General features: G+C 65.6%; 19 protein-coding genes. 17 read left to right on the forward strand and 2 right to left on the reverse strand.

Annotation, left to right across the window (positions count from 1 at the left end):
• The first annotated feature begins 4 nt into the window (after positions 1 to 4).
• From IE92_RS0108525 to IE92_RS0108545, 5 genes are all read left to right on the forward strand, one after another.
• On the forward strand, positions 5 to 946 hold the full coding sequence (locus IE92_RS0108525; RefSeq protein WP_030148078.1) for a carbohydrate ABC transporter permease: 942 nt from the start codon (positions 5 to 7) through the stop codon (positions 944 to 946).
• 2 nt (positions 947 to 948) lie between these two features.
• Positions 949 to 1821 (forward strand): carbohydrate ABC transporter permease, encoded by an 873-nt coding sequence (locus tag IE92_RS0108530; RefSeq protein WP_030148079.1) that lies wholly within the window; start codon positions 949 to 951, stop codon positions 1819 to 1821.
• A gap of 43 nt (positions 1822 to 1864) precedes the next feature.
• The gene (locus tag IE92_RS0108535; protein ID WP_081863938.1) at positions 1865 to 4363 is read left to right on the forward strand and encodes a glycoside hydrolase family 3 protein; all 2499 of its coding nucleotides are present in this window, start codon (positions 1865 to 1867) and stop codon (positions 4361 to 4363) included.
• Between the two features lie 62 nt (positions 4364 to 4425).
• Complete coding sequence (locus IE92_RS0108540; protein WP_030148081.1) at positions 4426 to 5475, forward strand: LacI family DNA-binding transcriptional regulator; 1050 nt, start codon at positions 4426 to 4428, stop codon at positions 5473 to 5475.
• Between the two features lie 15 nt (positions 5476 to 5490).
• Positions 5491 to 5901, forward strand: coding sequence for a GNAT family acetyltransferase (locus IE92_RS0108545; RefSeq protein ID WP_030148082.1), 411 nt, complete (start codon positions 5491 to 5493; stop codon positions 5899 to 5901).
• A gap of 1086 nt (positions 5902 to 6987) precedes the next feature.
• On the opposite strand, the gene IE92_RS0108555 is transcribed toward IE92_RS0108545, so the two are convergent.
• Positions 6988 to 7797: a Bax inhibitor-1/YccA family protein gene (locus IE92_RS0108555; protein ID WP_030148084.1), complete on the reverse strand. Its 810-nt coding sequence runs from the start codon at positions 7795 to 7797 to the stop codon at positions 6988 to 6990.
• Between the two features lie 192 nt (positions 7798 to 7989).
• Here IE92_RS0108555 and IE92_RS0108560 point away from each other — a divergent pair, with 192 nt between their 5' ends.
• The 9 genes from IE92_RS0108560 (at position 7990) to sucD (ending at position 18302) form a co-directional block, all read left to right on the forward strand.
• On the forward strand, positions 7990 to 8994 hold the full coding sequence (locus tag IE92_RS0108560) for a glycerophosphodiester phosphodiesterase family protein (RefSeq protein ID WP_030148085.1): 1005 nt from the start codon (positions 7990 to 7992) through the stop codon (positions 8992 to 8994).
• Between the two features lie 215 nt (positions 8995 to 9209).
• Positions 9210 to 11567 (forward strand): ATP-dependent helicase, encoded by a 2358-nt coding sequence (locus IE92_RS0108565; RefSeq protein ID WP_030148086.1) that lies wholly within the window; start codon positions 9210 to 9212, stop codon positions 11565 to 11567.
• 182 nt (positions 11568 to 11749) lie between these two features.
• A complete protein-coding gene (locus IE92_RS0108570) occupies positions 11750 to 12073 on the forward strand; it encodes a hypothetical protein (RefSeq protein ID WP_156027477.1) in 324 nt (107 codons plus the stop codon).
• Between the two features lie 468 nt (positions 12074 to 12541).
• Positions 12542 to 13201 carry a hypothetical protein gene (locus IE92_RS0108575; protein WP_156027478.1) on the forward strand — a complete coding sequence of 220 codons (660 nt, stop codon included), beginning with the start codon at positions 12542 to 12544 and terminating at the stop codon, positions 13199 to 13201.
• A gap of 101 nt (positions 13202 to 13302) precedes the next feature.
• The gene (locus tag IE92_RS0108580; RefSeq protein ID WP_030148089.1) at positions 13303 to 14292 is read left to right on the forward strand and encodes a hypothetical protein; all 990 of its coding nucleotides are present in this window, start codon (positions 13303 to 13305) and stop codon (positions 14290 to 14292) included.
• Positions 14283 to 14885, forward strand: coding sequence for an ATP-binding cassette domain-containing protein (locus tag IE92_RS0108585; RefSeq protein ID WP_030148090.1), 603 nt, complete (start codon positions 14283 to 14285; stop codon positions 14883 to 14885). The genes IE92_RS0108580 and IE92_RS0108585 overlap by 10 nt, the downstream gene beginning before the upstream one ends.
• Entirely contained in the window at positions 14882 to 16066 is a 1185-nt protein-coding gene (locus IE92_RS0108590; RefSeq protein WP_030149692.1) for a hypothetical protein, read from the forward strand. Before IE92_RS0108585 ends, IE92_RS0108590 begins: the two co-directional genes overlap by 4 nt.
• A 171-nt stretch (positions 16067 to 16237) precedes the next feature.
• A complete protein-coding gene (sucC, locus tag IE92_RS0108595; protein ID WP_030148092.1) occupies positions 16238 to 17401 on the forward strand; it encodes an ADP-forming succinate--CoA ligase subunit beta in 1164 nt (387 codons plus the stop codon).
• Positions 17402 to 17414: 13 nt separating this feature from the next.
• Positions 17415 to 18302 carry a succinate--CoA ligase subunit alpha gene (sucD, locus tag IE92_RS0108600; RefSeq protein WP_030148093.1) on the forward strand — a complete coding sequence of 296 codons (888 nt, stop codon included), beginning with the start codon at positions 17415 to 17417 and terminating at the stop codon, positions 18300 to 18302.
• 122 nt (positions 18303 to 18424) lie between these two features.
• Here sucD and IE92_RS0108605 read toward each other — a convergent pair whose 3' ends face one another.
• Positions 18425 to 18817 carry a hypothetical protein gene (locus tag IE92_RS0108605; protein ID WP_051701672.1) on the reverse strand — a complete coding sequence of 131 codons (393 nt, stop codon included), beginning with the start codon at positions 18815 to 18817 and terminating at the stop codon, positions 18425 to 18427.
• A gap of 148 nt (positions 18818 to 18965) precedes the next feature.
• Between IE92_RS0108605 and alr the strand changes: the two genes are divergently transcribed.
• The 3 genes from alr to IE92_RS17300 all read left to right on the forward strand — a co-directional run bounded on the left by alr (position 18966) and on the right by IE92_RS17300 (position 22496).
• Positions 18966 to 20144: an alanine racemase gene (gene alr, locus IE92_RS0108610; protein WP_081863937.1), complete on the forward strand. Its 1179-nt coding sequence runs from the start codon at positions 18966 to 18968 to the stop codon at positions 20142 to 20144.
• 14 nt (positions 20145 to 20158) lie between these two features.
• Entirely contained in the window at positions 20159 to 21178 is a 1020-nt protein-coding gene (locus IE92_RS0108615; protein ID WP_030148096.1) for a D-alanine--D-alanine ligase family protein, read from the forward strand.
• An 82-nt stretch (positions 21179 to 21260) separates the two neighbouring features.
• A complete protein-coding gene (locus tag IE92_RS17300; protein ID WP_051701671.1) occupies positions 21261 to 22496 on the forward strand; it encodes a cell division protein PerM in 1236 nt (411 codons plus the stop codon).
• Positions 22497 to 22500 lie beyond the last annotated feature (4 nt).

A 22500-nucleotide genomic window follows, 5' to 3' on the forward strand; every position in this document is an offset into this window, starting at 1 on the left:
GAACATGAGCGTTTCAGCACCATCCCGCCCCGCCGCCACCCGCGGCGGGGCGGGCCCCTCCCGCCGCCGACGCGTCTCCGGGAGCCAGAACCGTACCGGCTGGGCCTTTGCCCTGCCCTTTGTGATCGTGTTCTCGATCTTCATGATGATCCCGCTGGTGTCCTCCTTCCTGATGTCGTTCACCGACATCACCAGCCGCGACACCGACAACGTGTTTGGCGTCAACGTCATCGGCTTCGAGCACTATGCGAGCCTGTTCAACAATCCGCAGTTCCTGCGCTCGATGCTCAACACCGCCTACTTTGTGGTGATCGGCATCCCGCTGACCCTCGGGGTGGGACTCGCCCTCGCGGTGGCGCTGAACTCGGGAATCTCCCGCTTCCGCACGGCCTTCCGGGTCGGGTTTTATGTGCCGGTGGTCACCAGCATCGTGGCGGTCGCCGTGGTGTGGCGCTTCATCCTGCAGGACGACGGCCTGATCAACAGCGCCCTCGCGCTGGTGGGAATCGACGGACCCAACTGGCTGCATGATCCCGCCTGGTCGATGCCCGCGATGATCCTGCTCGCGGTGTGGCGCAACGCCGGCACCGTGATGATCATCTGCCTCGCCGGCCTCCAGAGCGTGCCCTCCGAGGTCTTGGAGGCGGGCATGGTGGATGGTGCCTCGGCCTGGACCCGGTTCACCCGCATCGTGATGCCGATCATGCGCCCCACGCTCTTGCTTGCGGCGATCCTGCTCTCGGTGGGCTACCTGCAGTTCTTCGATGAGCCCTTTGTGATGACCCAGGGCGGGCCGCTTGGATCCACTCTCTCGGTCACCTACTTCACCTTTAACCAGTTCGGATTCGGCAATTATGGCCTGGCCTCGGCCGCCAGCTATGTGCTGTTTGTGGCGATTGCGCTGCTGAGTCTGATCCAGTTCCGCGTCTTCCGTTCGAAGGACTGAGCATGAGCGCCCCCACACTTTCCCCCGTTTCCGCGGGCGTTGGCCACCGTGCCCGCTCGTCCAGGATTGCCCGTGCCGTGGTGTACACGGTGCTGGTGATCGCCGTCCTGATCACCCTGCTGCCCTTTGTCTGGATGCTGTTGGGATCCTTCAAGGACCAGGGCGAGATTCTGCGCGATCCGCGCGGATGGCTGCCGCAGAATCCCACCCTCGACAACTATGCGCGCTGGTTTACCGACCTCAACATCGGCCACTTCTTCCTGAACTCGGTCGTGGTGGCGATCTTCACGGTGCTGGGCAACATCATCTTCTGCTCGATGGTCGGGTATGCCCTGGCGAAGATGAACTTCACCGGCAAGAAGACGCTGCTCGCGCTGGTGTTGGTGACCCTGATGGTGCCGCATGTAGTGACCTTCGTCCCGCTGTTTGTGCTGGTCAGCAACCTCGGGATGTCCAACTCCTATTACGCGCTGATCCTGCCGTTCCTGACCGCTCCGATCGGGGTGTTTTTGATGCGGCAGTTCATCGGGGAGATTCCCGATTCGCTGATCGAGGCCGCCCGGATCGACGGTGCCAGCGAGGCCCGCATCTTCCTGCGGATCATCCTGCCGCTGCTGGGCCCGCCGCTGGCGACGCTCGGCATCCTGACGTTCCTCTCGTCCTGGAACAACTTCCTCTGGCCGCTGGTTGCCGCCCAAACCGAGGATAGGTACACGCTGCCGGTGGCTCTCGCCCTGTATTCGCAGGGGGAAAACGCCACCGATTACGGGCTGCTGCTGGCAGGTTCGGTCCTGGTGATCGCGCCGATCGTGCTGTTCTTCATCTTCCTCCAGCGCTTCTTCCTGCAGAGCGTCGCCTCCGTCGGCATCAAATAGGCCCCGAGATTTTCACCCGAACACCCCGATACGAAAGATAGTTATGACCGAGAACACACCGGTAACCGGTGCCCCCGCCCCCGCATTCACCACCCCCGAAGTGGAGTCGGCGCTCGAAGCAAAGCTTGCTGCCCTGCCCCTCGAGGTCAAGGTTGCCCTGATCACCGGGGGCGATTTCTGGAGCACCCTGGCGGTGCCCGAGATCGGGCTGGCCAGCATGGTCCTCTCCGATGGACCCGCGGGCGTGCGTGGCGCCGCCTGGGATGAGCGTGATCCCTCGCTGAACCTGCCCAGCGGCACCGCCCTGGCGGCGACCTGGGATACCGCCCTGGCGCACACCTACGGCGAGGTCCTCGCGGCCGAGGCTCGGCGCAAGGGGGTGGATGTGGTGCTTGGACCCACCATCAACATGCAGCGCACCCCGCGCGGCGGCCGGCACTTCGAGGCGTTTTCCGAGGACCCGCTGCTCTCGGGCGAAATGGCGATCGGTTATACCGAGGGTCTGCAGGGGCAGGGTATCGCCGCGGTGCCCAAGCACTATGTGGCCAATGATTCCGAGGACGAACGATTCCACGTGAACGTGCGGGTGGATGAGAAGACCCTGCGCGAGGTCTACTATGCGCCCTTTGAAGCGGTGGTGACGCGGGGTGAGGCGTGGGGCATCATGTCCGCCTACAACCAGGTCAACGGGACCACGATGTCCGAGAGCCCGCTGCTGGAGGCACCGCTGGCTACCGAATGGGGTTTCGACGGCCTGGTGATTTCCGACTGGACGGCCGTGCGCACCACCGTGGCGGCCGCCCGTTCGCGTCAGGATCTGGCGATGCCGGGGCCGACGGGGCCGTGGGGCGAGAAGCTGATTGCGGCGATTGCCGCCGGGGAAGTGGCCGAATCCGATGTGGATGCCAAGGTTCTGCGCCTGCTCCGGCTGGCCTGGCGGGTGGGCGCACTAGCCGATGTGGAGGCGCCGGTTCGGGCCGAGCGTCCCGGCCATGATCCGATCGCGTTTGCCCGTTCCTCCGCGGCCGCGGCGATGGTGCTGGTGCGCAACGAGGGTGCCGAGCTGCCCTGGTCACGCCTGCCCGGCAGCGTCGCGGTGATCGGTGAGGCGGCAACCCTGCCGCGTACCCAGGGTGGCGGAAGCGCGTTTGTGGTGGCCGATCACGTGGTGACCCCGCTGGATGGCATCGCCTCGGCCCTGCCGAATGCGGACCTGAGCGTCGAGCCGGGCGTCGCGGTCACCCGCGGTCTGGTGCCCTTCCCGCTGCACGATGTGGTCAACCCGGAAACAGGCGAGCCCGGTGTGCACGTGCGCTTCCTCGATGCCGACGGCGGCGAGGTTTTGGTGGAGGAGCGCCGGAGCGCGCACCTGGTCTGGACCGGCGGGGTCCCGGCCGGCGCGGTAACCCTGGAGGCAACAACCCTGTTCCGCCCGAAGCGTTCGGGCAGCGTGGAACTCGGGGTGGAGACCATCGGATCGGTTGAGGTGTTTGCCGACGGTGAGCGGCTGATCGATGGCCGCCTCTCCTCGCTGGATGACGCGATGGGCACCGGCCTGCTGGCCCCGCCGCGACTGAGCGAGCGGATCGACGTGCGGGTGGGCACCGACATCCAGGTGCGGGTGGTCAACGATCTCAAGAGCCGCGGCCACCTCAGCAATGCCGCCTCGATTTCGTTTGGACTGGTGGCCTCCGACGCCGATGATGACGGCCGAATCCGGGATGCGGTTGCCGCCGCCACCGCGGCCGAGGTCGCCGTGGTGTTTGTCGGCACCACCAACCGCGACGAGAGCGAGGGGAAGGACCGCAAGACCCTGTCGCTGCCCGGTCGCCAGGATGAGCTGGTGTCCGCCGTGGCCGCGGCCAACCCGCGCACGATCGTGGTGGTAAACGCCGGAAGCCCGGTGTTGATGCCCTGGCGTCGGGACGTCTCGGCGATCCTGCTGACCTGGTTCCCGGGTCAGGAGTTTGGGGACGCGCTAGCCGATGTGCTGACCGGTGCGGCCGAACCCGGTGGACGCCTGCCCACCACCTGGCCGGCGACCGAGGAGGATGTGCCGGTGCTCTCCACCACCCCCACCGAGGGGGTGCTCACCTACACCGAGGGCATCCACATCGGGTATCGTGCCTGGAACGCCGCGGGTAGGGTGCCCGCATTCCCGTTCGGGTATGGACTCGGATACACCACCTTCGAGCGGGTGTCGGCGGAGGTGCGCGCGGGCACCGAGGAGGTCCCCGCTACCGTCATTGCCCGGGTGCGGAACTCCGGGGAGCGTGCGGGCAAGCACGTGCTGCAGGCATATCTGACCCGTCCGGAGACCGAGGCCGAACGACCCGAGCGCTGGCTGGTAGCCTTCGCCGCGGTGGAGGTTCAGCCCGGGGCCGAAACCGAGGTGCGCCTCGAGCTGCCGCTGCGTGCATTCCGTCACTGGAATGAAGGCTGGGAGGTTGAACCGGGGAAGTACCGTGTGCTGCTGGGTGACTCGGCCGCGTCCGCCCGCGAGGTCGGCACCGTTTTGATCGCCAACGAAGTATCGTTGTAACGAACTCGCGACGGCGGGCGGGGTCTGTGCCTCGCCCGCCGTCGCCTGGAACTGGAGGATTCATGGGCAAGGCACCCACCGTCTACGATGTTGCGGCCGCGGCCGGGGTATCGATTGCGACGGTGTCGTTTGCCTTCAGACAGCCCGAGAAGATTCGTCCGGCCACCGCCGAGGCAGTGTATGCGGCGGCGCGGGCGCTGGGGTACGTGCCCAGCGCGTCGGCCCGCGGGCTCGCCGCCGGACGGACGGGCGTGATCGGGCTGATCTCCTGGGATATTTACGCCACCTCCCCGGCGCGGGTGGATCCCTTCGGTAACGAGGATCTCCGGCATTTTCCGCGCTATGTGGACGAGGTGCAGCGCGGGATCGAGATCGCCACCTGGCGCAACGGGTACTCGCTGTTGGTGGGCGGCGGAAACCATCGCAACAGCGAGTCGACCATCATCGATATTGCCGGCCGCTCGGATGCGCTGGTAGTTTTCCCCAACACCACCACGGCCGAAACCATTGTTCCCATTGCCGAGCGCATTCCTGTGGTCATCGTGTCGGAGTTTGCCGGAACCGAGAAGCTCAATCGGGTGACCATCGAGAATGAGGATGGGATCGCCCAGCTCACCCGTCACCTGGTGCGGGAGCACGGCGTGCGGCGTCCGCAGTTTGTGGGCGGGGTGGGTTCGATGGAGTTCCGTGCTCGCTGGGAGGCCTTCCGAGACACCCTGCTGGCCGAGGGCATCACGCCGCCGAGCGAACCGGTGACCGCAGAGGGTGGCGCGGTCGCGGCGGTGCTCGCCCTTCTGGAACGTGTGGTCGAGACCGAGCTGCCCGATGCCCTGGTGTGCCGCACCGATGCCGATGCTCTCGACGTTATTGATGCGCTGCGCACCCGGGGTCTTGCGGTGCCGGGGCGGATCATCGTCACCGGGTTTGATGGCATCGCCGCGGGCCTGGTGTCCACGCCCCGGCTCACCACCGTGCGTCAGCCGATGCAGGCGCTCGGGGAGGCGGCGGTGGACCTGTTGATCGCCCAGTTGACCACCCCCTCGGCGCCGCTCACTCGCACCCTACCCACGCGGCTTGCCGCGCGGGAGAGCTGTGGCTGCACCCCGGCCTAGCCCTACGCTGGGGGGATGGAGATTCACCCGATCACACCCGACCTGATTCCCGCTGCCGCCGCGCTCTGGCATGAGGCGGGGCTGACCCGTCCGTGGAACGACCCGATTCGCGATGCCGAGGGTGCGCTCGCGGGCCCGACCTCAACCGTGCTGGGACTGGTCGAGGCCGGGACGCTGCGTGCCACCGCGATGGCCGGACACGACGGACATCGTGGCTGGATTTACTATGTGGCCGTCCGCGAGGCCGACCGCGGCCGCGGACTCGGCCGCGCGATCATCGAGGCCGCCGAAGGTTGGCTCGCCACCGAGGGCGCACTCAAGGTGCAGCTCATGGTCCGCAATACCAACACCGCCGTGATCGACTTTTATGAACGCCTGGGCTACGAGGACGCCGAGGTCACGGTGCTGGGCAAGTGGTTGAAGTAGACCACTTATCGAGCACGCCTATTCGTTAGTTTTGTCTGCTTTTGTGGCGTTTCAACACGAAAAAAAGCGGGGTGGTCCCAGCTAGGAGCACGATAAAGATCGTGTTCCCGATCCACTCTTTTGTTGCAGATCCATCGAGGAACCCCTGGCTTTTTACCAGATATCCCAGCACGATGATGCCAATGAAATAAATCGGAAGTATTATCCAACGCATACGTCCCCCCAAATGGACAGTGAAACCTGAGTTGCCGTCAACAGCCACCCTACGCATGAGGCTGTTTGAAGAACCCTACCTGGTACGGTTCTTGAACTGATCGGCATCGAGCCGGTCATTGAAGACGCTGGGGGCGTTGAACATGATTAGTCTCACACTGAAGATGAAAACTATTGTTGCAATCTTGGCCGCGGGTACGCTCCTGGGGGCGGGCGCTAGCATTCCGGCAAGTGCGGTGCCAGCGAGTAATCGTGCGCACCCGATTCGGGATGGTGCCATAATTACTCCAGCTGAGATGGAGAGCATCGTTCCCGGGGGAAGCCAGCTAACAGATCCACAGTACTTTTTGAACGGACTGCGCGAGCTTGAATCTTCAGGAATCGCTAAGGAAGACATTGCGCAGCAGAATGTCCGAGCCTATCGGTACACGGTTCCCGAAGGATCATTTTCCTTACCTCGGTCGATAGATGTCGAGTCGGAGTTACAGGCCCGGGCTGCGTCACCGGGGGCCGGGGCTCAAACCCGGATTGAAGTGCTTACGCGTGGAATCCAAATGGCTATTGGTTTTAACTCGACCGATCAATCCGTGTTGGGCAGCGCGATCGGCTCTACCGCAATCACTGCGGCGGTTTGCGCTATACCCGTGGTCGGGACGGCCGCCTGTGTAATTGTAGGAGCGGTCGTCACAGTTGTCACCGGATACATTTTGGCGAATGGTGCGTGCTCCAACAACCGCGTACTTTGGTGGTATGACGTGAAGGGCGGGTCGACGGTGCAATGCCGTAGCTCGCGTCCCTGGTAGATCGCTCAGGTACGCTCCTATACACAAAAGCGGCCGCCTCCCGAGGGAGACGGCCGCTGTGTGGTGAAAACTAGTTGCTGCGGAAGATCGCGATCAGACGCAGGATCTCGGTGTACAGCCAGATCACGGTGACCATGATGCCGAATGCGCCGGCCCAGGCGTACACCTTGGGGGCACGGTTCTGCACGCCGCGCTGGATCGAGTCGAAGTCGAGCACCAGCGAGTAGGCGGCCATGATGACCACGAGGACGCCGAGGACGGCACCGATCGGGATGCCGGTGTTACCAATCGGCATGCTGTTCAGGCCGAAGCCGGTGGAGACGACACCGGTCATCATCAGGACCATGTTGACCAGCGAGTAAACCAGGTAACCCACCATCGCGATCAAGAAGATCTTGGTGGCCTTCTTGGAGGCGCGGATCTTGCCGCTGGCAAACAGCGCCAGGGTCACACCGATCACCGAGAGGGTCGCGATCAGGGCCTGCATCACGATGCCGGCAAACTGAGCCTCGAAGAACCCGGAGAGGGCACCCACGAAGATTCCCTGCACGCCGGCGTAGGCCAGAACCAGCGGGGCGGAGGGCAGCTTCTTGAAGATGTTGACCATGGCCAGGACGAAACCGATGATCATGGCCGGAACCATGAGGACGGGAACGTTCCAGCCGATGACGGCACCCACGACGAGGATCGCGAAGGAGATACCGGTCTTGACGACGGTGTCCTCGACGGTCATCCGGTCGCTGGCATCCACCGCACCAACGGGCTGGTTGTACAGGTGCTGCAGCTGTTCGGCGCTCATCTGTGCCTGGGTGCCGGCCTGCGCCTGCGCACCACCGTTGTTGAACGCGGGGTTTCTGAATGCGGGGTTGTTGCTCGCCATGCGGGGGTCCTGCTCTCGGTTTCTCAATCGGGCGCGGTGGGCTGTGTCGTGGCTGTTTCGTTCGGGGTATGTGCGCCCGTAACCCCTATAATCTACCGGAATTCGCTGGGAGGCGCCCGTTCAATTATGAAGTGATGGTAAACGGGGGCGCGTGTTCACCATCGGCGTAGCGGTCGGGGTTAGTCTGGGGGCATGAGCGAGCTGCCGAACCCCGTTGTCATTGGCCACCGCGGTGCGAGTGGATACCGTCCCGAGCACAGCGAGGAGGCGTACCGGCTGGCGTTTGAGCTGGGCGCGGACCTGGTGGAGCCCGACCTCGTGGTGAGCCGCGACGGGGTGCTCGTTCTGCGTCACGAGAACAACATCACCGACACCACCGATATCGCCGACCGCCCCGAGTTTGCCGAGTACAAAACGGTCAAGACCGTGGACGGCATCCGCCACGAGGGCTGGTTCACCGAGGACCTCACCTGGGCGCAGATCGCCACACTCAAGTGCCGCGAACGTCTGCCCGAGCTGCGTCACGACAGCGTGCTTTTTAACGACCGCTCCCGGGTGCTGTGCCTCGCGGACCTGATCGCGCTGATCGGCGAGGAGGAGCAGAACCACGGCCGTCCCCTCGGCATGGTCGCCGAGATCAAGCACTCGGCCTACTTTGCCAGCCAGGGCTTCGCCATGAACGACCTGTTCCTGCAGCAGCTCACCGGCTGGGGCGAGCGGGCGCTGATCGTGGAGAGCTTCGAGCTGTCCGCCCTGACCGATCTGCGTGAGCGTGGCCTCAACGCCAAGTTTGTCTATCTGATCGACGAGGAGGGATCGCCGGCCGATGAGGTCGCCGCCCTCGGCGAGGACGCCCGCACCTACGCCTCCTATGCCACCCCCGAGGCACTGGCGAGTTTCGCGCCGGCCGTGAACGGGGTGAGCCTGGCCAAGTCGTTCCTGCTGGACGAGCTGGGGTCCGCCCGGGTCGCCGCCGCCCACGCCGCGGGCCTGCTGGTGTACACCTGGACGCTGCGTCCGGAAAACGCCTTCCTCATTCCCGAAAACCGGGGTCACGGGGACGACGCCCACCACGGAGACTGGCGAACCGAGTACCACCAGATCCTGGAAACCGGCGTGGACGGTGTCTTTGCCGATCAGCCCGACCTTGCCTATGAGGCGCGTGCCGAGTTCTGGGCGCACCACCGCGAGGGCTAATTGTGACCCGGATCCCGGTCCCGGGTGTCCCGCCGCACGCTGTCGGTGGCGCGGCCTAGACTGGGAGCACCATGGTGCAGCCTTCCGATTCCTCCACGTCCGCCAACGAGCCCGCGGTCGTCCGTATCGCCCCGCCCGGAACCGGGCCTGGGTTCGAAACCGGCGGTTCCCAGGGCTCGGTACAGTCCGGGCGTTCGGCGCAGTCTGGACGCTCGATGCAGTTCGGACAGGACCTGCCCGAGGGGGAGGACCCCACCACGCACGGCCTGAACCCGCAGCAGCTGGAGGCCGTGACCTATCGCGGTCCGGCGCTGCTGATCGTGGCCGGTGCCGGGTCGGGGAAGACCCGGGTGCTGACCCAGCGCATCGCCGGGCTGATCCGCAATCGCGAGGCGTGGCCGAGCCAGATCCTGGCGATCACCTTCACCAATAAGGCCGCCGCCGAGATGCGCGAGCGCGTCGAGGAGCAGCTGGGTGGCGCGGCCGAGGGCATGTGGATCTCCACCTTCCACTCGGCGTGTGTGCGCATTCTGCGCCGCGAGGCCGAGCACTTCGGGTTCAAAAAGAACTTCACCATCTACGATTCCTCCGATACCAAGGTGCTGATTAAGCGTCTGATCAAGGAGCTGCAGGCCGACGTTCTCGGGCTTACCCCGGGCAACGTCGCCAGCAAGATCAGCAAGCTCAAGAACGAGCTCACCGACGTCGACGCCTACGCGCGCAACGCGAGCCTCAACGATCCCGCCGAGCGCATGTTTGTGGAGCTGTTCCGTCGCTACACGCTCGAGCTGGCCCGGGCCAACTCCTTCGACTTTGACGACCTGATCGGTCAGACCGTCTACCTGTTCCGGGCGTTCCCGCACGTGGCGGCCACCTATCAGAAGCGCTTCCGGCACATCCTGGTGGACGAGTATCAGGACACCAACCATGCGCAGTACTCGCTCATTCGCGAGCTGACCCGCGCGCCCGAACCCGAGCCCGACGACTACCTGCTGGGAGCCGGTCCCGGCGGCGTCGAGCCCGCCTCGCTCACCGTGGTGGGCGACTCGGACCAGTCGATCTATGCCTTCCGCGGCGCGGATATTCGCAACATCACCGAGTTTGAGCGCGACTTCCCGGGCGCAAAGGTGGTGCTGCTGGAGCAGAACTATCGTTCGACGCAGAACATCCTCTCGGCCGCCAACGCGGTGATCTCCAATAACTTCGACCGTAAGGATAAGAAGCTGTGGTCGGCCGACGGGGCCGGCGAGAAGATCGTCGGGTTCACCGGCTATTCGGGTCACGATGAGGCACAGTTTGTGGCCGATGAGATCGAGAAGCTGCATGCCGAGGGCATGTCCTACTCGGACATGGCGGTCTTCTACCGCACCAACGCCCAGACCCGTGCGCTCGAGGAAATCTTCATCCGCTCGGCCCTGCCCTACCGGGTCATGGGTGGCACGAAGTTCTACGACCGCGCCGAGATTCGCGACTCCTTCGGCTACCTGGTGTCGGTCGTCAATCCCGACGATCAGCTGGCCCTGCGCCGCATTCTAAACACCCCCAAGCGCGGTATCGGTCCGGCCACCGAAACGCAGCTGGCGACCTTTGCCGAGACCAACGGCCTCACCTTCCGCGACGCGATGCGCAACGTGGAGGGCCTGGGGCTCGGCCCCAAGGTCACCGGTTCGATCCGCGCCCTCTCCGATCTGCTCGACGAGGCCGCGGAACTCGCGGACACCGGCGTGGTGGCCGACGTGCTGACCCTGCTGGTCACCCGCAGCGGCCTGCTGGAAACCCTGCGTAACTCCCGCGATCCCCAGGACGAGGCCCGCGCGGAGAACATCGAGGAGCTCCAGGCGGTGACCAAGGAGTTCGAGAAGAACAATCCCGACGGCACCCTGATCGACTTCCTCACCGAGGTGTCCCTGGTGGCCGCGGCCGACGACCTGGACGACACCTCCGGCACCGTCTCACTGATGACCCTGCACACCGCCAAGGGCCTGGAGTATGAGGGCGTGTTCCTCACCGGGATCGAGGAGGACCTGCTCCCGCACAAGATGTCGGCGAATGAGCCCGGCGGCCCCGCCGAGGAGCGACGCCTGTTCTATGTGGGCATTACCCGTGCCCGCAAGCGCCTGTTCCTCTCGCTGGCGATGACCCGCGCGCAGTTCGGCGAGACCGCCGTGGCGATGCCCTCGCGCTATCTGCAGGAGATCCCGGCCGAGCTGATCGAGTGGCGGCAGTCGCCGGGCATGGTCAACTCGCGGGGCGGACAGCAGTCGCGCGCACTAAATTCCACCGGTCGCCGCGGGTTCTCCAACGGCCGCGGCGGATACGGCGGCAGCTCGGATCAGCCCCCGGCCCTGCCCCGCCCGGAGAAGAAGGCCTGGCCCAACCAGGTCACCAACCAGGTGCGTGATAACTCGATGCTTGAGCTGGTTCCCGGCGACCGCATCCGCCACGTCGACTTCGGCGAGGGCCGCGTACAGCAGGTCACCGGCGAGGGTGCCAAGCGCATCGCCCACGTGTTGTTCGAGGCCGCGGGTGCCAAGAAGCTGCTGATCAAGATCGCGCCGATCGAAAAGATCTAGCCCCCGCCCCGGGGTCCGCGTCCGCCGGACGCCACCTACGCCCACCTTTTGCGACGTTCGCATGAGGTGGGCGTTTGTTATCTCTCTTTACTAGGAGATACGGCAGAGTGCCGTTTTTCGGGGGAGAAGCGCGCATACATCGGAGTAGCAGTCTGCTCGAACTGGCTGCCGTGGGTGCCGTTGTGCTCGGCCTGTTCGGGTGTGCCGCGCACACCACACCCGATACCGGCGACGCTCGACTATCGGGATCCGCGCCGGCTTTCAGCGGTCCGTGGGCGGAGGAGTTTCGTTCAGCCTGGAACGATACGGGGTCACGGCTTGAACGAGACATCCTTGCGGACGAGATCATCACCGAGCAGGAGCTAGTTGCCGCCCGCGAACCCTTTGTCGAGCGCGGCTATAGCGCCAAGGACTACGAACGCGACTTTTACGGAGACTTCCCGTTTTCCGACACCGACATGGTCGCGGGCGAGTGCCTCACCAACCCGCTCGGGGTCGAGTACTAGTGCGTTCGGGGATGGGACGCAAGCTACGAGAACGCCGATGGGGAAGATCGCCTGGCAGCCTCCCTGCACGGTCGTTTTGCGACGAAATTAAGTGCTTTTTACGACGACTTCTGCGCGATATTGAGCGATTTCCGGCTTCACTGATCTCACGGCGAACCTCGCCGAGAAATCAAAGGAGATTCTCATGAAAACCCTCACGGCCGCACTGGTCGGAACCGCGATCGCACTGACAGCGCTCCCCGCACCGGCCCTCGCCGCACCTGCTCGCGCACAATCCGAGACCAGGCAGTCGGCGGCTCGATGCAATTTCACCCGGTCGATGTGGAGTGCAACCAATCAGGATTGTCGACTGGCCCAACACGTTTCCTACACGCTCTCCGGCGACAAATTAGCACCCAAGGTTGGGCCCGGGCAGGTCTCTCGACAGATTATGTGCTGGGTTGACGCCCAGGGAGCCGGAGTGAATTGGTGGATCTAACCCCTAAGAACATCGGCGTTGGTGGTTTGCCGCGAAATGTGGGCCGGGGCTCACCCCGAAGCCTTCGTCTCGGCGGCGGACTGCTGATGCTGTGCCTCATCTTTGGTGCGACGGGATGTATGACGGGAAATCCCTCGGAAGCCTCACAGCGCGGCTCTGCCGTACCCGAGTTTTCGGGGCCGTGGGCAGACGGGTTCCGATCGGGATATGAGAATGCCACCAGCGAGATCGAACGAAAGATTCTCGCGACCGGCAAGATTACCGAGCAGCAGCTTGTCGAATCTCGGGAACCACTCATTACCTGTCTCGCCTCCCGCGACGTCACGATTACCTTTGACTCCACGGGTGGCTCCACCCTGACCTCGAAGCGCGCGCCGCAACCTTCAGCCGAACGAACACGAATCTACAACGAGTGTGTGGACAGTACCGGTACGGAGGTCGATTTTCTTTACTGGCAGATGAAACGGAACCCAGACAATCTGGACGAGTTTACGATTGTGGCCAAGTGTCTCGTGGACAAGAAAAAGGTTGATCCCGGATACCGGGCCAAGGACTACGGACGAGACTTCAGCGCCAACGCCTTTCCGTTCTCGGCTACCGACGTCGAGGCGGGCGAATGTCAATCCAATCCGCTCGGAGTGAAATATTGAGGCGAAGACGCTTGGAGACAGACGGCCCGGGTAGACCTAGCAACTCGCGGGGATGGTTTCGCCCGACCACTGCTATTCTCGGGGCACTCGTTCTGGTGTGTGTGGGTGCCGTCGCCGGCGTGCTGGCAACGGCGAGTGCGGTTCCGGATGCGCTGCGGCCCGCGGATGCCGTGACCCAGTCGGTGTTGAGTGAGCGCAGCTTTGATGATTCCCGGGCCGCCGAACTGCGTATCTCCGGGGGAACCCAGCGAGCTCTGCGTGCCCCCGTCGCGGGCCGGGTCACCGCCCTGGCATGTACACCAGGCACCGAGATCGCTCGTGGCAGCGTGCCGTTCTCGATCAACGGAATCTCGGCGCTCGCCCTCGGCGGCGCGCAACCGCCCTGGCGGGATCTGGTTGAGGGCGATACCGGCACCGACGTGAGCGCGCTGCGTGCCGAGCTGCGCAGCCTCGGATTTATGGTGCCCGAGCGGGGCGGCGTGGATTCGACCCTGTTGAGGGCGATGAACGCCCTCCTTAAGAAGGCTGGCGTAACCCCCGCGGATGCGGCGGTCATCGCCCAGGCGAACATTGCCTGGATCTCGCCCGGTCCGTCGGGGATCACCGGTTGCCCGCTGGGAATCGGCGAGCAGGTGGAGGAGGGGCGAACCCTGATCGCGCTGGCCGATAACCTGGCCACCGTCAGCCTCAGCACACTTCCCGAGAATCCCGTGGAGGGTGCCCGGGTGGTCGAGGTCAACGGGCAGCGATATCCGATCGACACCGAAACCGGTGCGGTCACCGACCCCGACGCACTGGCGGCCATCATCGCCGGAGAGCGGATCCCCGCCGACCAAAACGCCGAGGCCGGTGCCACACGCACCCTGGGGGCCCGCTACATTTTGGCCGAAGCGGTGACCGCCTGGGTGACCGCGCCGTCGGCGCTCTACAACATCGAGGGGGCAACCGCCTGCGTAGCCGCCGGCCGACAGACCTTTCGGGTGAGCCTGCTCGGTTCGCAGCTCGGCCAGTCGTTCATTCGGTTTGCCGAGGGTGTCACCCCACCCGAGGCTCTCGATCTTGTCCCGAACCAATCGCGCGCATGCGAGTGATACTGGAGGACGTTGGCCACGCCTTTCCCGGCGGGGCGCTGCTGTTTAGCGGGTTGACGCGGGAACTTCTGCCCCATCACGTCTACGCGCTTTCGGGACCGTCGGGATCGGGAAAGAGCACCCTGCTGAGTATCCTGGCGGGATGGGAGGAGCCCACCCACGGCCGCGTTCTGCGCGAGGATGTGCGGCGTACGCGCTGGGTGTTTCAAAACCCGCACGGGGTGGCCAAGCGGGATGCGCTGGATCACGTGGTGCTACCACTGATCGCCCGGGGGTATTCGCGCCGAGAGGCCGAGGAAATCGCCCGAGAATATCTGCAACGCTTCGGTCTTGGTGACGTGGCCGATCGTCCCTTTGGCGCGCTCTCCGGCGGGGAGGCTCAGCGCCTGATGCTCGCGCGGGGGATGGCCGCGGGCCCCGAACTCTTTCTGGTGGATGAGCCCACCGCGCAGCTGGATCGGGTCACCGCGGACACCGTTAATGCGACCCTCGGTGTCCTGTCTCAGGCCGGTGGCATCGTGGTGGTGGCCACCCACGATGCCGCGACGCGTGACGCCTGCACCGACCTGATCGATCTGAGTATCCCCGGATGAGCCCGCACAGTAACCACTCGGAACGTTCGGAGCAGGAACACCCGGTGAAAACGAATGCCAGCATCACGGCGAACCCCCGCGGGAGTGGCCTGCGTCCGGGCGCGCTCATCGGCGAGATTCTGCGGGATATTCGCACCGGAACCTCGCGCGCGCTCCTGTTCACGCTGCTGTGCGCGACGCTGCTGATCGGGCTGTGCCTGGCCGAGATCAGCACCGTATCCCGGGTATTGAACGATGCGGATTCCTACCGTCGATCCGGAGCTTCGATCCTCATGTTCCAGGCCCCCGGTCAGATTGATGCGACCCGTTGCGAGGCGCTCTCCGCGCTGCCCAACGTGAACCAGGCAGGTGCCGTGCGCGAGAACCCCGCCGGCGTGAACCCGGCGGCACTGCCCGGTCACTCGATCCCCCAGCGCGATGCCAGCGAAGGCTTTATCCGGTTGATCACCGAGACCGGATCCGCACCCACCGCCGTACCCGGTGCCGGGGTGATCCTCTCGGACCAGGTCGCCGAGGCGCTGGGACGCGCGGGCGGCGACACCATCGTTACCGGTGTCGGAGAGATTTCGGTGCGCGCCGTGTTCCCCTATCCCGATGACGGGCGCAAACCCGGCCTGGGATACACGGTGCTTTCCCCGGTTCCCGCCGACCGCCAGGCCTTTGACGAGTGCTGGATTGAGGTGTGGCCACAGACGGAGGCGGTCGCCACCCAGCTGCGTTCGACCCTGCTGGGGGAGGGGGATTCGCAGGCGCGCCCGCAGCTGAGTCAGCTGAACTCCCGGCTCGGGCAAACCTTCCCCGGGGCCGACGCCTTCGGCGGTCGGCTCACCACCGTCGCCGCACCGGCCGGGGCGCTCGCCGGACTGGTCATCGGGTTTGTGATGGTGCGGATCCGCAGGCTCGAACTCGCCTCGGCCCGACACAGTGGGGTATCACCGGGCGCCCAAACCCTGATCCTGCTGGGGGAGGCACTGGTTCCGGCAGCGGTAGCGGTTCTGATTGCGCTGACGGCAACCCTGGTCCTGACCGGGCTGTCCGGGATCCCGGATCCGGCCGCGCTTCGGGGTCTGGCGATCAGGATATGCCTGGTCTTTGTGCCCGCCGTACTGCTCGGGGTAATCGCCGGTGCGTTCACCACCCGGGAAAAACAGCTGTTCCGCTACTTCAAGTCACGGGCGTAGCCTCTCCAATACCGTCTGTTCACCCAGAACTCGGGCGTGTATACGGTGTGCGGGTGACCTGCGCCGGGGGCAGGGGGTAGAGTCTTAGATGGGTATCTTGACGTCGAGTTACAAGCGAGGCGTCGGGTACGCAATTTTCTCCCAAAACCTCATTGCGGATTGGAACCACACGTGGATCTTTACGAGTATCAGGCCCGAGACCTGTTCGAGAAATACGAGGTGCCGGTCCTTGCCGGTATCGTCGCGGACACCCCCGAAGACGTACGCGCCGCCGCCGAAAAGATCGGTGGCGTTGTTGTGGTCAAGGCACAGGTTAAGGTTGGTGGCCGCGGAAAGGCCGGTGGCGTCAAGGTCGCCAAGAACGCCGACGAAGCCTTCGAAGCCGCCCAGGCCATCCTCGGCCTGGACATCAAGGGTCACGAAGTCAAGCGCGTTATGGTCGCGCAGGGCGCCAAGATCGCCCGCGAGTTCTACTTCTCGGTTCTGCTGGACCGCGCCAACCGCTCCTACCTCTCGCTCGCCAGCGTCGAGGGCGGCATGGAGATCGAGCAGCTCGCCGTGGAGAAGCCCGAGGCTCTGGCCCGGATCGAGGTCAACCCGCGCACCGGCATCGACGCCGCCAAGGCACGCGAGATCGCGATTGCCGCAAACTTCCCCGAGGACCTGGTAGACAAGGTCGCCGACGTCTTCGTCAAGCTGTACAACGTCTACGCGGGCGAGGACGCCACCCTGGTTGAGGTCAACCCGCTGGTCCTCACCGAGGACGGCGATATCGTTGCCCTCGACGGTAAGGTTTCGATCGACGAGAACGCCGAGTTCCGTCACCCCGAGCACGCGGAGCTCGCCGACAGCGCGACCACCGACCCGCTCGAGCTCAAGGCCAAGGAGTCCGACCTCAACTACGTCAAGCTCGACGGTGAGGTGGGAATCATCGGAAACGGTGCCGGCCTCGTGATGTCGACCCTCGACGTGGTTGCCTACGCCGGTGAGAACTTCGGCGGCGTCAAGCCCGCCAACTTCCTCGACATCGGTGGTGGAGCCTCGGCCGAGGTCATGGCCAACGGCCTCGACGTAATCCTCGGCGACAGCCAGGTGAAGTCGGTCTTCGTGAACGTCTTCGGTGGAATCACCGCCTGTGACGCGGTTGCCAACGGCATCGTCAAGGCCCTGGAAATCCTCGGTGACACCGCCACCAAGCCGCTCGTTGTTCGCCTGGACGGCAACAAGGTAGACGAGGGTCGCGCGATCCTCGCCGCCGCAAACCACCCGCTGATCACCATCGCGGGCTCCATGGACGAGGGCGCCGCCAAGGCCGCCGAGCTGGCATCGAAGTAGTAGGGATCCGAACATGTCGATCTTTGTAAACAAGGACTCCAAGGTCATCGTCCAGGGCATCACCGGCGGCGAGGCTTCCAAGCACACCGCGCTGATGCTCGCCGCGGGCACCAACATCGTGGGCGGCGTGAACGCCCGCAAGGCCGGCACCACCGTGACCCACGGGGATGTCACCCTGCCGGTGTTCGGTAGCGTCGTCGAGGCCATCGACACCACCGGTGCCGACGTCTCCATCGCGTTCGTGCCCCCGGCATTCGCCAAGGATGCGGCGATCGAGGCCATCGACGCCGAGATCCCGCTGCTGGTCATCATCACCGAGGGCATCCCCGTCGGCGACTCCGCCGAGGTCTGGGCCTACGCCCAGGAAAAGGGCAACAAGACCCGCATCATCGGCCCGAACTGCCCCGGCATCATCACCCCGGGTGAGGCGCTGGTTGGCATCACCCCGGCATCGATCGCCGGTACCGGCCCGATCGGACTGGTGTCCAAGTCCGGAACCCTCACCTACCAGATGATGTACGAGCTGCGCGAAATCGGCTTCTCGACCGCCATCGGTATCGGTGGAGACCCGATCATCGGCACCACCCACATCGACGCCCTCGCCGCGTTCGAGGCCGACCCCGACACCAAGGCAATCGTCATGATCGGTGAGATCGGTGGAGACGCCGAGGAGCGTGCCGCCGAGTACATCAAGGCACACGTGACCAAGCCCGTCGTGGGCTATGTCGCCGGCTTCACCGCGCCCGAGGGCAAGACCATGGGCCACGCCGGTGCCATCGTCTCCGGCTCGGCCGGAACCGCCCAGGCCAAGAAGGAGGCCCTCGAGGCCGCCGGCGTCAAGGTAGGTAAGACTCCGTCCGAGGCAGCGAACCTGATGCGCGAGATCGTCGCCGGTCTCTAGATCGGGCAAGACGCTGCCTTGCCTGCCGAGGCAGCCAATCTGATGCGTGAGATCGTCGCCGGTCTCTAGCGCCTACAGCACAGCCCCCGTCACCACAGAGTGACGGGGGCTGTTGCGTGCCCCTAGTCCTCGTCGAACAGGCCCGGCAGCGTGTAGCCGTCGATATCATTCCAGGGGATGTCGAGGTCGTCCATCGCCAGCTCCCAGTCGGCTTCGGGCAGCGCCCGACGCAGCTCGCTAAACGCGCGCAGCCAGTGAGCCAGCGCCTCGGTGGTGGTTTCGGGGGTGTCCAGCGGCAGCTTGGTGGAGCCGGAAAAGAGGTTCGGCGGGGTGTCCGGCTCGAAATCGATGTCCTCGTAATCGAACGGGAACGCGGCATTTTGCCTGAGCACAATCTCCTCGATCACGGCGTTCTCCACCGCGGTAATCGGATGTGCGCGCGAGGCGCTGTAGTAGAGCGAGATGCCCATGTGTGTCCCCATTTCCCGGACCCGCAGCAGCACCGGTCCGCTCATCGCAGTCAGTTTAGTCCCGCCCGGCGACGGATTCCAGGGGCGATCCCCCGCGGGGTGAATCGCCGTCGGACCCCAGTGGCGGCCGGTAACTCCCGCGACCGGGGCGGCGCATGCGGGTAAACCCCCGTTTGCCCCGTACGCTTAGGGGGTGAGTGTGAACGATTCCCCCGCAGCAGCGTTGTCCGGTTCCGCAGTGAACGGCGGCGTCGCGGACCCCACCGCGTTTATCCCGCCCACCGTGTTTGCGGCCGAGGCGATCGTGGATCTGGAGGCGATTCGGCACAACATTCGCACGTTCCGCGCGCACTATCCGCAGGGCAAGATCATGGCCGCGGTTAAGGCCGATGCGTTCGGCCACGGGGCACCCGCCTCGGCCACCGCGGCACTCGAGGGTGGCGCGGACCTGCTCGGATTCGCCCGGCTGAGCGAGGCGCTGCAGCTGCGCGCGACGGGCGAGGAAGCCCCGATGTTTGCCTGGCTCAACGACGTTCCCAACTTCGCCCGGCATGCCCGCGCCAATGACATCGACATCAGCGTCTCGGGCCTCGACAACCTGCGCGCGGTGGCCGCCGAAAACACCGGCGTGAACGTGCACCTGGAGGTGGAAACCGGCCTGAACCGCGGGGGCACCGTCGCGGCCGAATGGGAAACGCTGGTGGCCGAGGCCGCCCGTTTTGAGGCCGAGGGGTCGCTGAGTATCCGCGGCATCTGGTCGCACCTGTCCCACGCCGGGGACCTCGACGCCGAGCGCACCCGGGCCCAGTCCGACCGCCTTCAGCAGGCCATCCAGATTGCGCGCGCCGCGGGCCTGGACCCCGAGTTCACCCACCTGGCCAACTCCAGCGGTGTCAGCCTGATCGATCCCTCCCTCTACAACATGGTGCGCCTGGGGGCCGGGGTCTACGGCATCGACGAGGCGGGCATCGGCCTGCGCCACGCGATGACCCTCACCGCCCGCGTGATGCAGGTCAAGCGCGCCTTCGCCGGCGAGGGCGTCTCCTACTCCCACACCTACACCCTGGAGCGCGACACGACCCTGGCGCTGATTGCCGTGGGCTACGCCGACGGGCTGCCCTGGGCGGCCGCGGGCAAGGCCGAGGTGTGGATCGGCGGAAAAAGACGGCGCGTAGCTGGGCGTATCTCGATGGACCAGATTATGGTGGATCTTGGCGATGATCCGGTTGCCGAGGGTGACACCGCGATCCTGTTTGGACCGGGCACCCAGGGTGAACCCACGGTGTCCGAATGGGCGGCCTGGGCGGGTACCCTGGAACACGAGATTTACTGCGGGATCGGCGCCCGAATCAACCGCCGCTACATCAACTGAGGAGCACCATCCACATGAGCACCACCGCAGAAAACCCCGCGTTCCCCCACCGCGTCGCGGTCCTGATGGGCGGCATCAGCGGCGAGCACGAGGTGTCGCTGAAGAGCGGCGGAGGCCTGGTGGTGGCGCTGGAGGAACTCGGTGCCGAGGTGCTGAGCGTCCTGGTCACCCGCGAGGGCGAGTGGGTGGCCGGTGAGGTGTACGGTCTGCTCGACGTGCTCGCCCTGCTGCGCGACTACGACGTCGTGATCCCCGCCTTCCACGGCGTGGGCGGCGAGGACGGGACGATGCAGGGCCTGCTGGAAACCGCGGGCATTCGCTACGTGGGTGCCGGCGTGGGTGCCAGCGCGATCGCGATGGACAAGTGGTGGGCCAAGACCGTCGTCGCCGATGCGGGCATCCGTATCGCCCCGGCACTGCGTGTGGACCCGACCGACGTGCCCGCGGCCATCGCCGACCCCGACGCCCTGCTGGCTCGCCTGGCCGAGCGCGGCATCTCGCTGCCGGTCTTTGTGAAGCCCAACCGTGGCGGATCCTCGATCGGCGGCACCAGGGTCACCGAGGCCGCCCAGCTTCCGGCCGCACTGGCCCTGGCCACCGAGGGTGGCGACGCGGTGCTGATCGAGACCGAGATTGTCGGTCGCGAGATCGACCTGGGCCTGCTGGAGCACGCCGACGGTACCCTCGAGGTGGCCCCGGCCCTGGAGATCGACGCCGACCCCAACCAGCCCTTCTTCGACTACGCCGCCAAGTACACCAGCGGCGGCACCCACTTCACCGTGCCCGCGCACCTCTCCGATGAGGTGGCCGCCGACCTGGCCGACCAGGCTCGCCGGGTCTTCCGCGTGCTGGGGGGCCGCGGCCTCGCCCGAATCGACTTCTTCCTGGACGAGCAGGGTCCGATCTTCAACGAGATCAACACCCTGCCCGGGCTGACCGCCCAGTCGCAGTACCCGCAGATGTGGGCCGCCACCGGACGCAGCTACCCCGAGGTGGTCCGGGTCCTGGTGGAGCGCGCCCTCGCCGACAACTAGCATCCGCACGCACGCATCGGTGCGGGTTCTCGCGGCTCGCCTGCAGCGTGTTCCGGGGTGATCGGGCTAGTCTGAGGGGGTCATGAAACGCACCCAGGTCGCCCTCCTCGCCGCTCTCGAAGCCCTCATCGCCCTCGCCATCAGCGTGGGCGTCCTCGTGGTCCCGGCCACCCTGATCTGGGCCATCGGCACCGGATTCTCCGAATTCTGGAGCCTGTTCTGGCGCAGCTCGGTGGACTTCTGGCTGCTCGGGCACGGCGTGCACCTGAACATGCAGCTCTCCGCCGACACCGTGGCACCGTTTGGTTTGGCAGGGGCGAGCGATCCGTTTGTGCTCTCGCTGGCGCCGATCGGCATCACCGGCCTGGTGATCTGGCTCGCGTATCGCAGCGGAACCCGCTCGGCGGATTCCGGGCATCCGGTGACCGCGCTGATCGCCGGAACCGTGACCTACGCGCTGCTCTCCTGCGGCGTGGTCTTCACCTCGGGCAGCGAGATCATCAGCACCGACCGAGTCACCGGCCTGATCTTCCCGCCGCTGATCTTCGCCGCGGCGATGGCGCTGGGTCTCGTGGTTGCCCGGTACCGCGCGGGGGAGCGGTTCCCGCTGGATACCCTGCCCGAGCGGCTCGGCGAACCCGGAAGCACGATCGCCTTCGCCTCATTGCGGGGTGGGGCGCTGGCCTCGGGCGCGCTGATCGGCGTGGCCGGGCTGCTGACCGCGATCCTGCTGCTGGTCAACTATCCGCTGATCATCGGCCTGTACGAGACCACCGAGCTGGGGGTGGGCGGCGGCATCGTGATCACCCTGGCGCAGCTGCTCTACCTACCCACTCTGATTATCTGGGCGGCGTCCTGGCTGATCGGTCCCGGATTCGCGGTGGGGGCCAATAGCATCTTCTCCCCGCTGGGCACCGTGGCGGGTCCGCTGCCCGCGCTGCCGGTGTTTGGTGTGCTGCCCTCCTCCTCGAGTCCGCTGACCTGGATCCTGCTGATCGTCCCGATCCTCTGCGGGTTCCTGGCGGGCCTGTGGATTCGTCGGCGCCGGGTGGAGAGTGGTGAGCTCTCGATGGGCGAGGGCGCGATCACCGCCGCCGGCTCCGCGGTGGTGGCCGGGGTGCTGCTGGGGCTGCTCGCCTGGTTCGCCGCCGGGGCGTTCGGGCCCGGACGCCTGGCCGAAATGGGACCGACCGCCTGGCTTGTGGGACTGGTCTTTGCGGGGGAAATCCTGGTCGGCGCGCTGATCGGTCTGATCTCCGGCCGCAGCGTGGAGACCGTGGAGGAGCCGCGGTTTTTGAGCGGGGTTTCGGAGCGGTAGACTC

This window comes from Mycetocola saprophilus, assembly GCF_000718085.1.
Classification (GTDB): Bacteria; Actinomycetota; Actinomycetes; order Actinomycetales; family Microbacteriaceae; genus Mycetocola; species Mycetocola saprophilus.

What these genes read in the sequence shown, in the direction of transcription:
- IE92_RS0108525 (WP_030148078.1), top strand. Translation starts at nt 5, where the DNA reads ATGAGCGTTTCAGCACCATCCCGCCCCGCCGCCACCCGCGGCGGGGCG.
- IE92_RS0108565 (WP_030148086.1), top strand. Translation starts at nt 9,210, where the DNA reads ATGCAGTTCGGACAGGACCTGCCCGAGGGGGAGGACCCCACCACGCAC.
- IE92_RS0108590 (WP_030149692.1), top strand. Translation starts at nt 14,882, where the DNA reads ATGAGCCCGCACAGTAACCACTCGGAACGTTCGGAGCAGGAACACCCG.
- IE92_RS0108555 (WP_030148084.1), bottom strand. Translation starts at nt 7,797, where the DNA reads ATGGCGAGCAACAACCCCGCATTCAGAAACCCCGCGTTCAACAACGGT.
- IE92_RS0108545 (WP_030148082.1), top strand. Translation starts at nt 5,491, where the DNA reads ATGGAGATTCACCCGATCACACCCGACCTGATTCCCGCTGCCGCCGCG.
- IE92_RS0108530 (WP_030148079.1), top strand. Translation starts at nt 949, where the DNA reads ATGAGCGCCCCCACACTTTCCCCCGTTTCCGCGGGCGTTGGCCACCGT.
- IE92_RS0108585 (WP_030148090.1), top strand. Translation starts at nt 14,283, where the DNA reads ATGCGAGTGATACTGGAGGACGTTGGCCACGCCTTTCCCGGCGGGGCG.
- IE92_RS0108535 (WP_081863938.1), top strand. Translation starts at nt 1,865, where the DNA reads ATGACCGAGAACACACCGGTAACCGGTGCCCCCGCCCCCGCATTCACC.
- IE92_RS0108605 (WP_051701672.1), bottom strand. Translation starts at nt 18,817, where the DNA reads ATGAGCGGACCGGTGCTGCTGCGGGTCCGGGAAATGGGGACACACATG.
- IE92_RS0108615 (WP_030148096.1), top strand. Translation starts at nt 20,159, where the DNA reads ATGAGCACCACCGCAGAAAACCCCGCGTTCCCCCACCGCGTCGCGGTC.
- IE92_RS0108540 (WP_030148081.1), top strand. Translation starts at nt 4,426, where the DNA reads ATGGGCAAGGCACCCACCGTCTACGATGTTGCGGCCGCGGCCGGGGTA.
- sucD (WP_030148093.1), top strand. Translation starts at nt 17,415, where the DNA reads ATGTCGATCTTTGTAAACAAGGACTCCAAGGTCATCGTCCAGGGCATC.
- IE92_RS17300 (WP_051701671.1), top strand. Translation starts at nt 21,261, where the DNA reads ATGAAACGCACCCAGGTCGCCCTCCTCGCCGCTCTCGAAGCCCTCATC.
- IE92_RS0108560 (WP_030148085.1), top strand. Translation starts at nt 7,990, where the DNA reads ATGAGCGAGCTGCCGAACCCCGTTGTCATTGGCCACCGCGGTGCGAGT.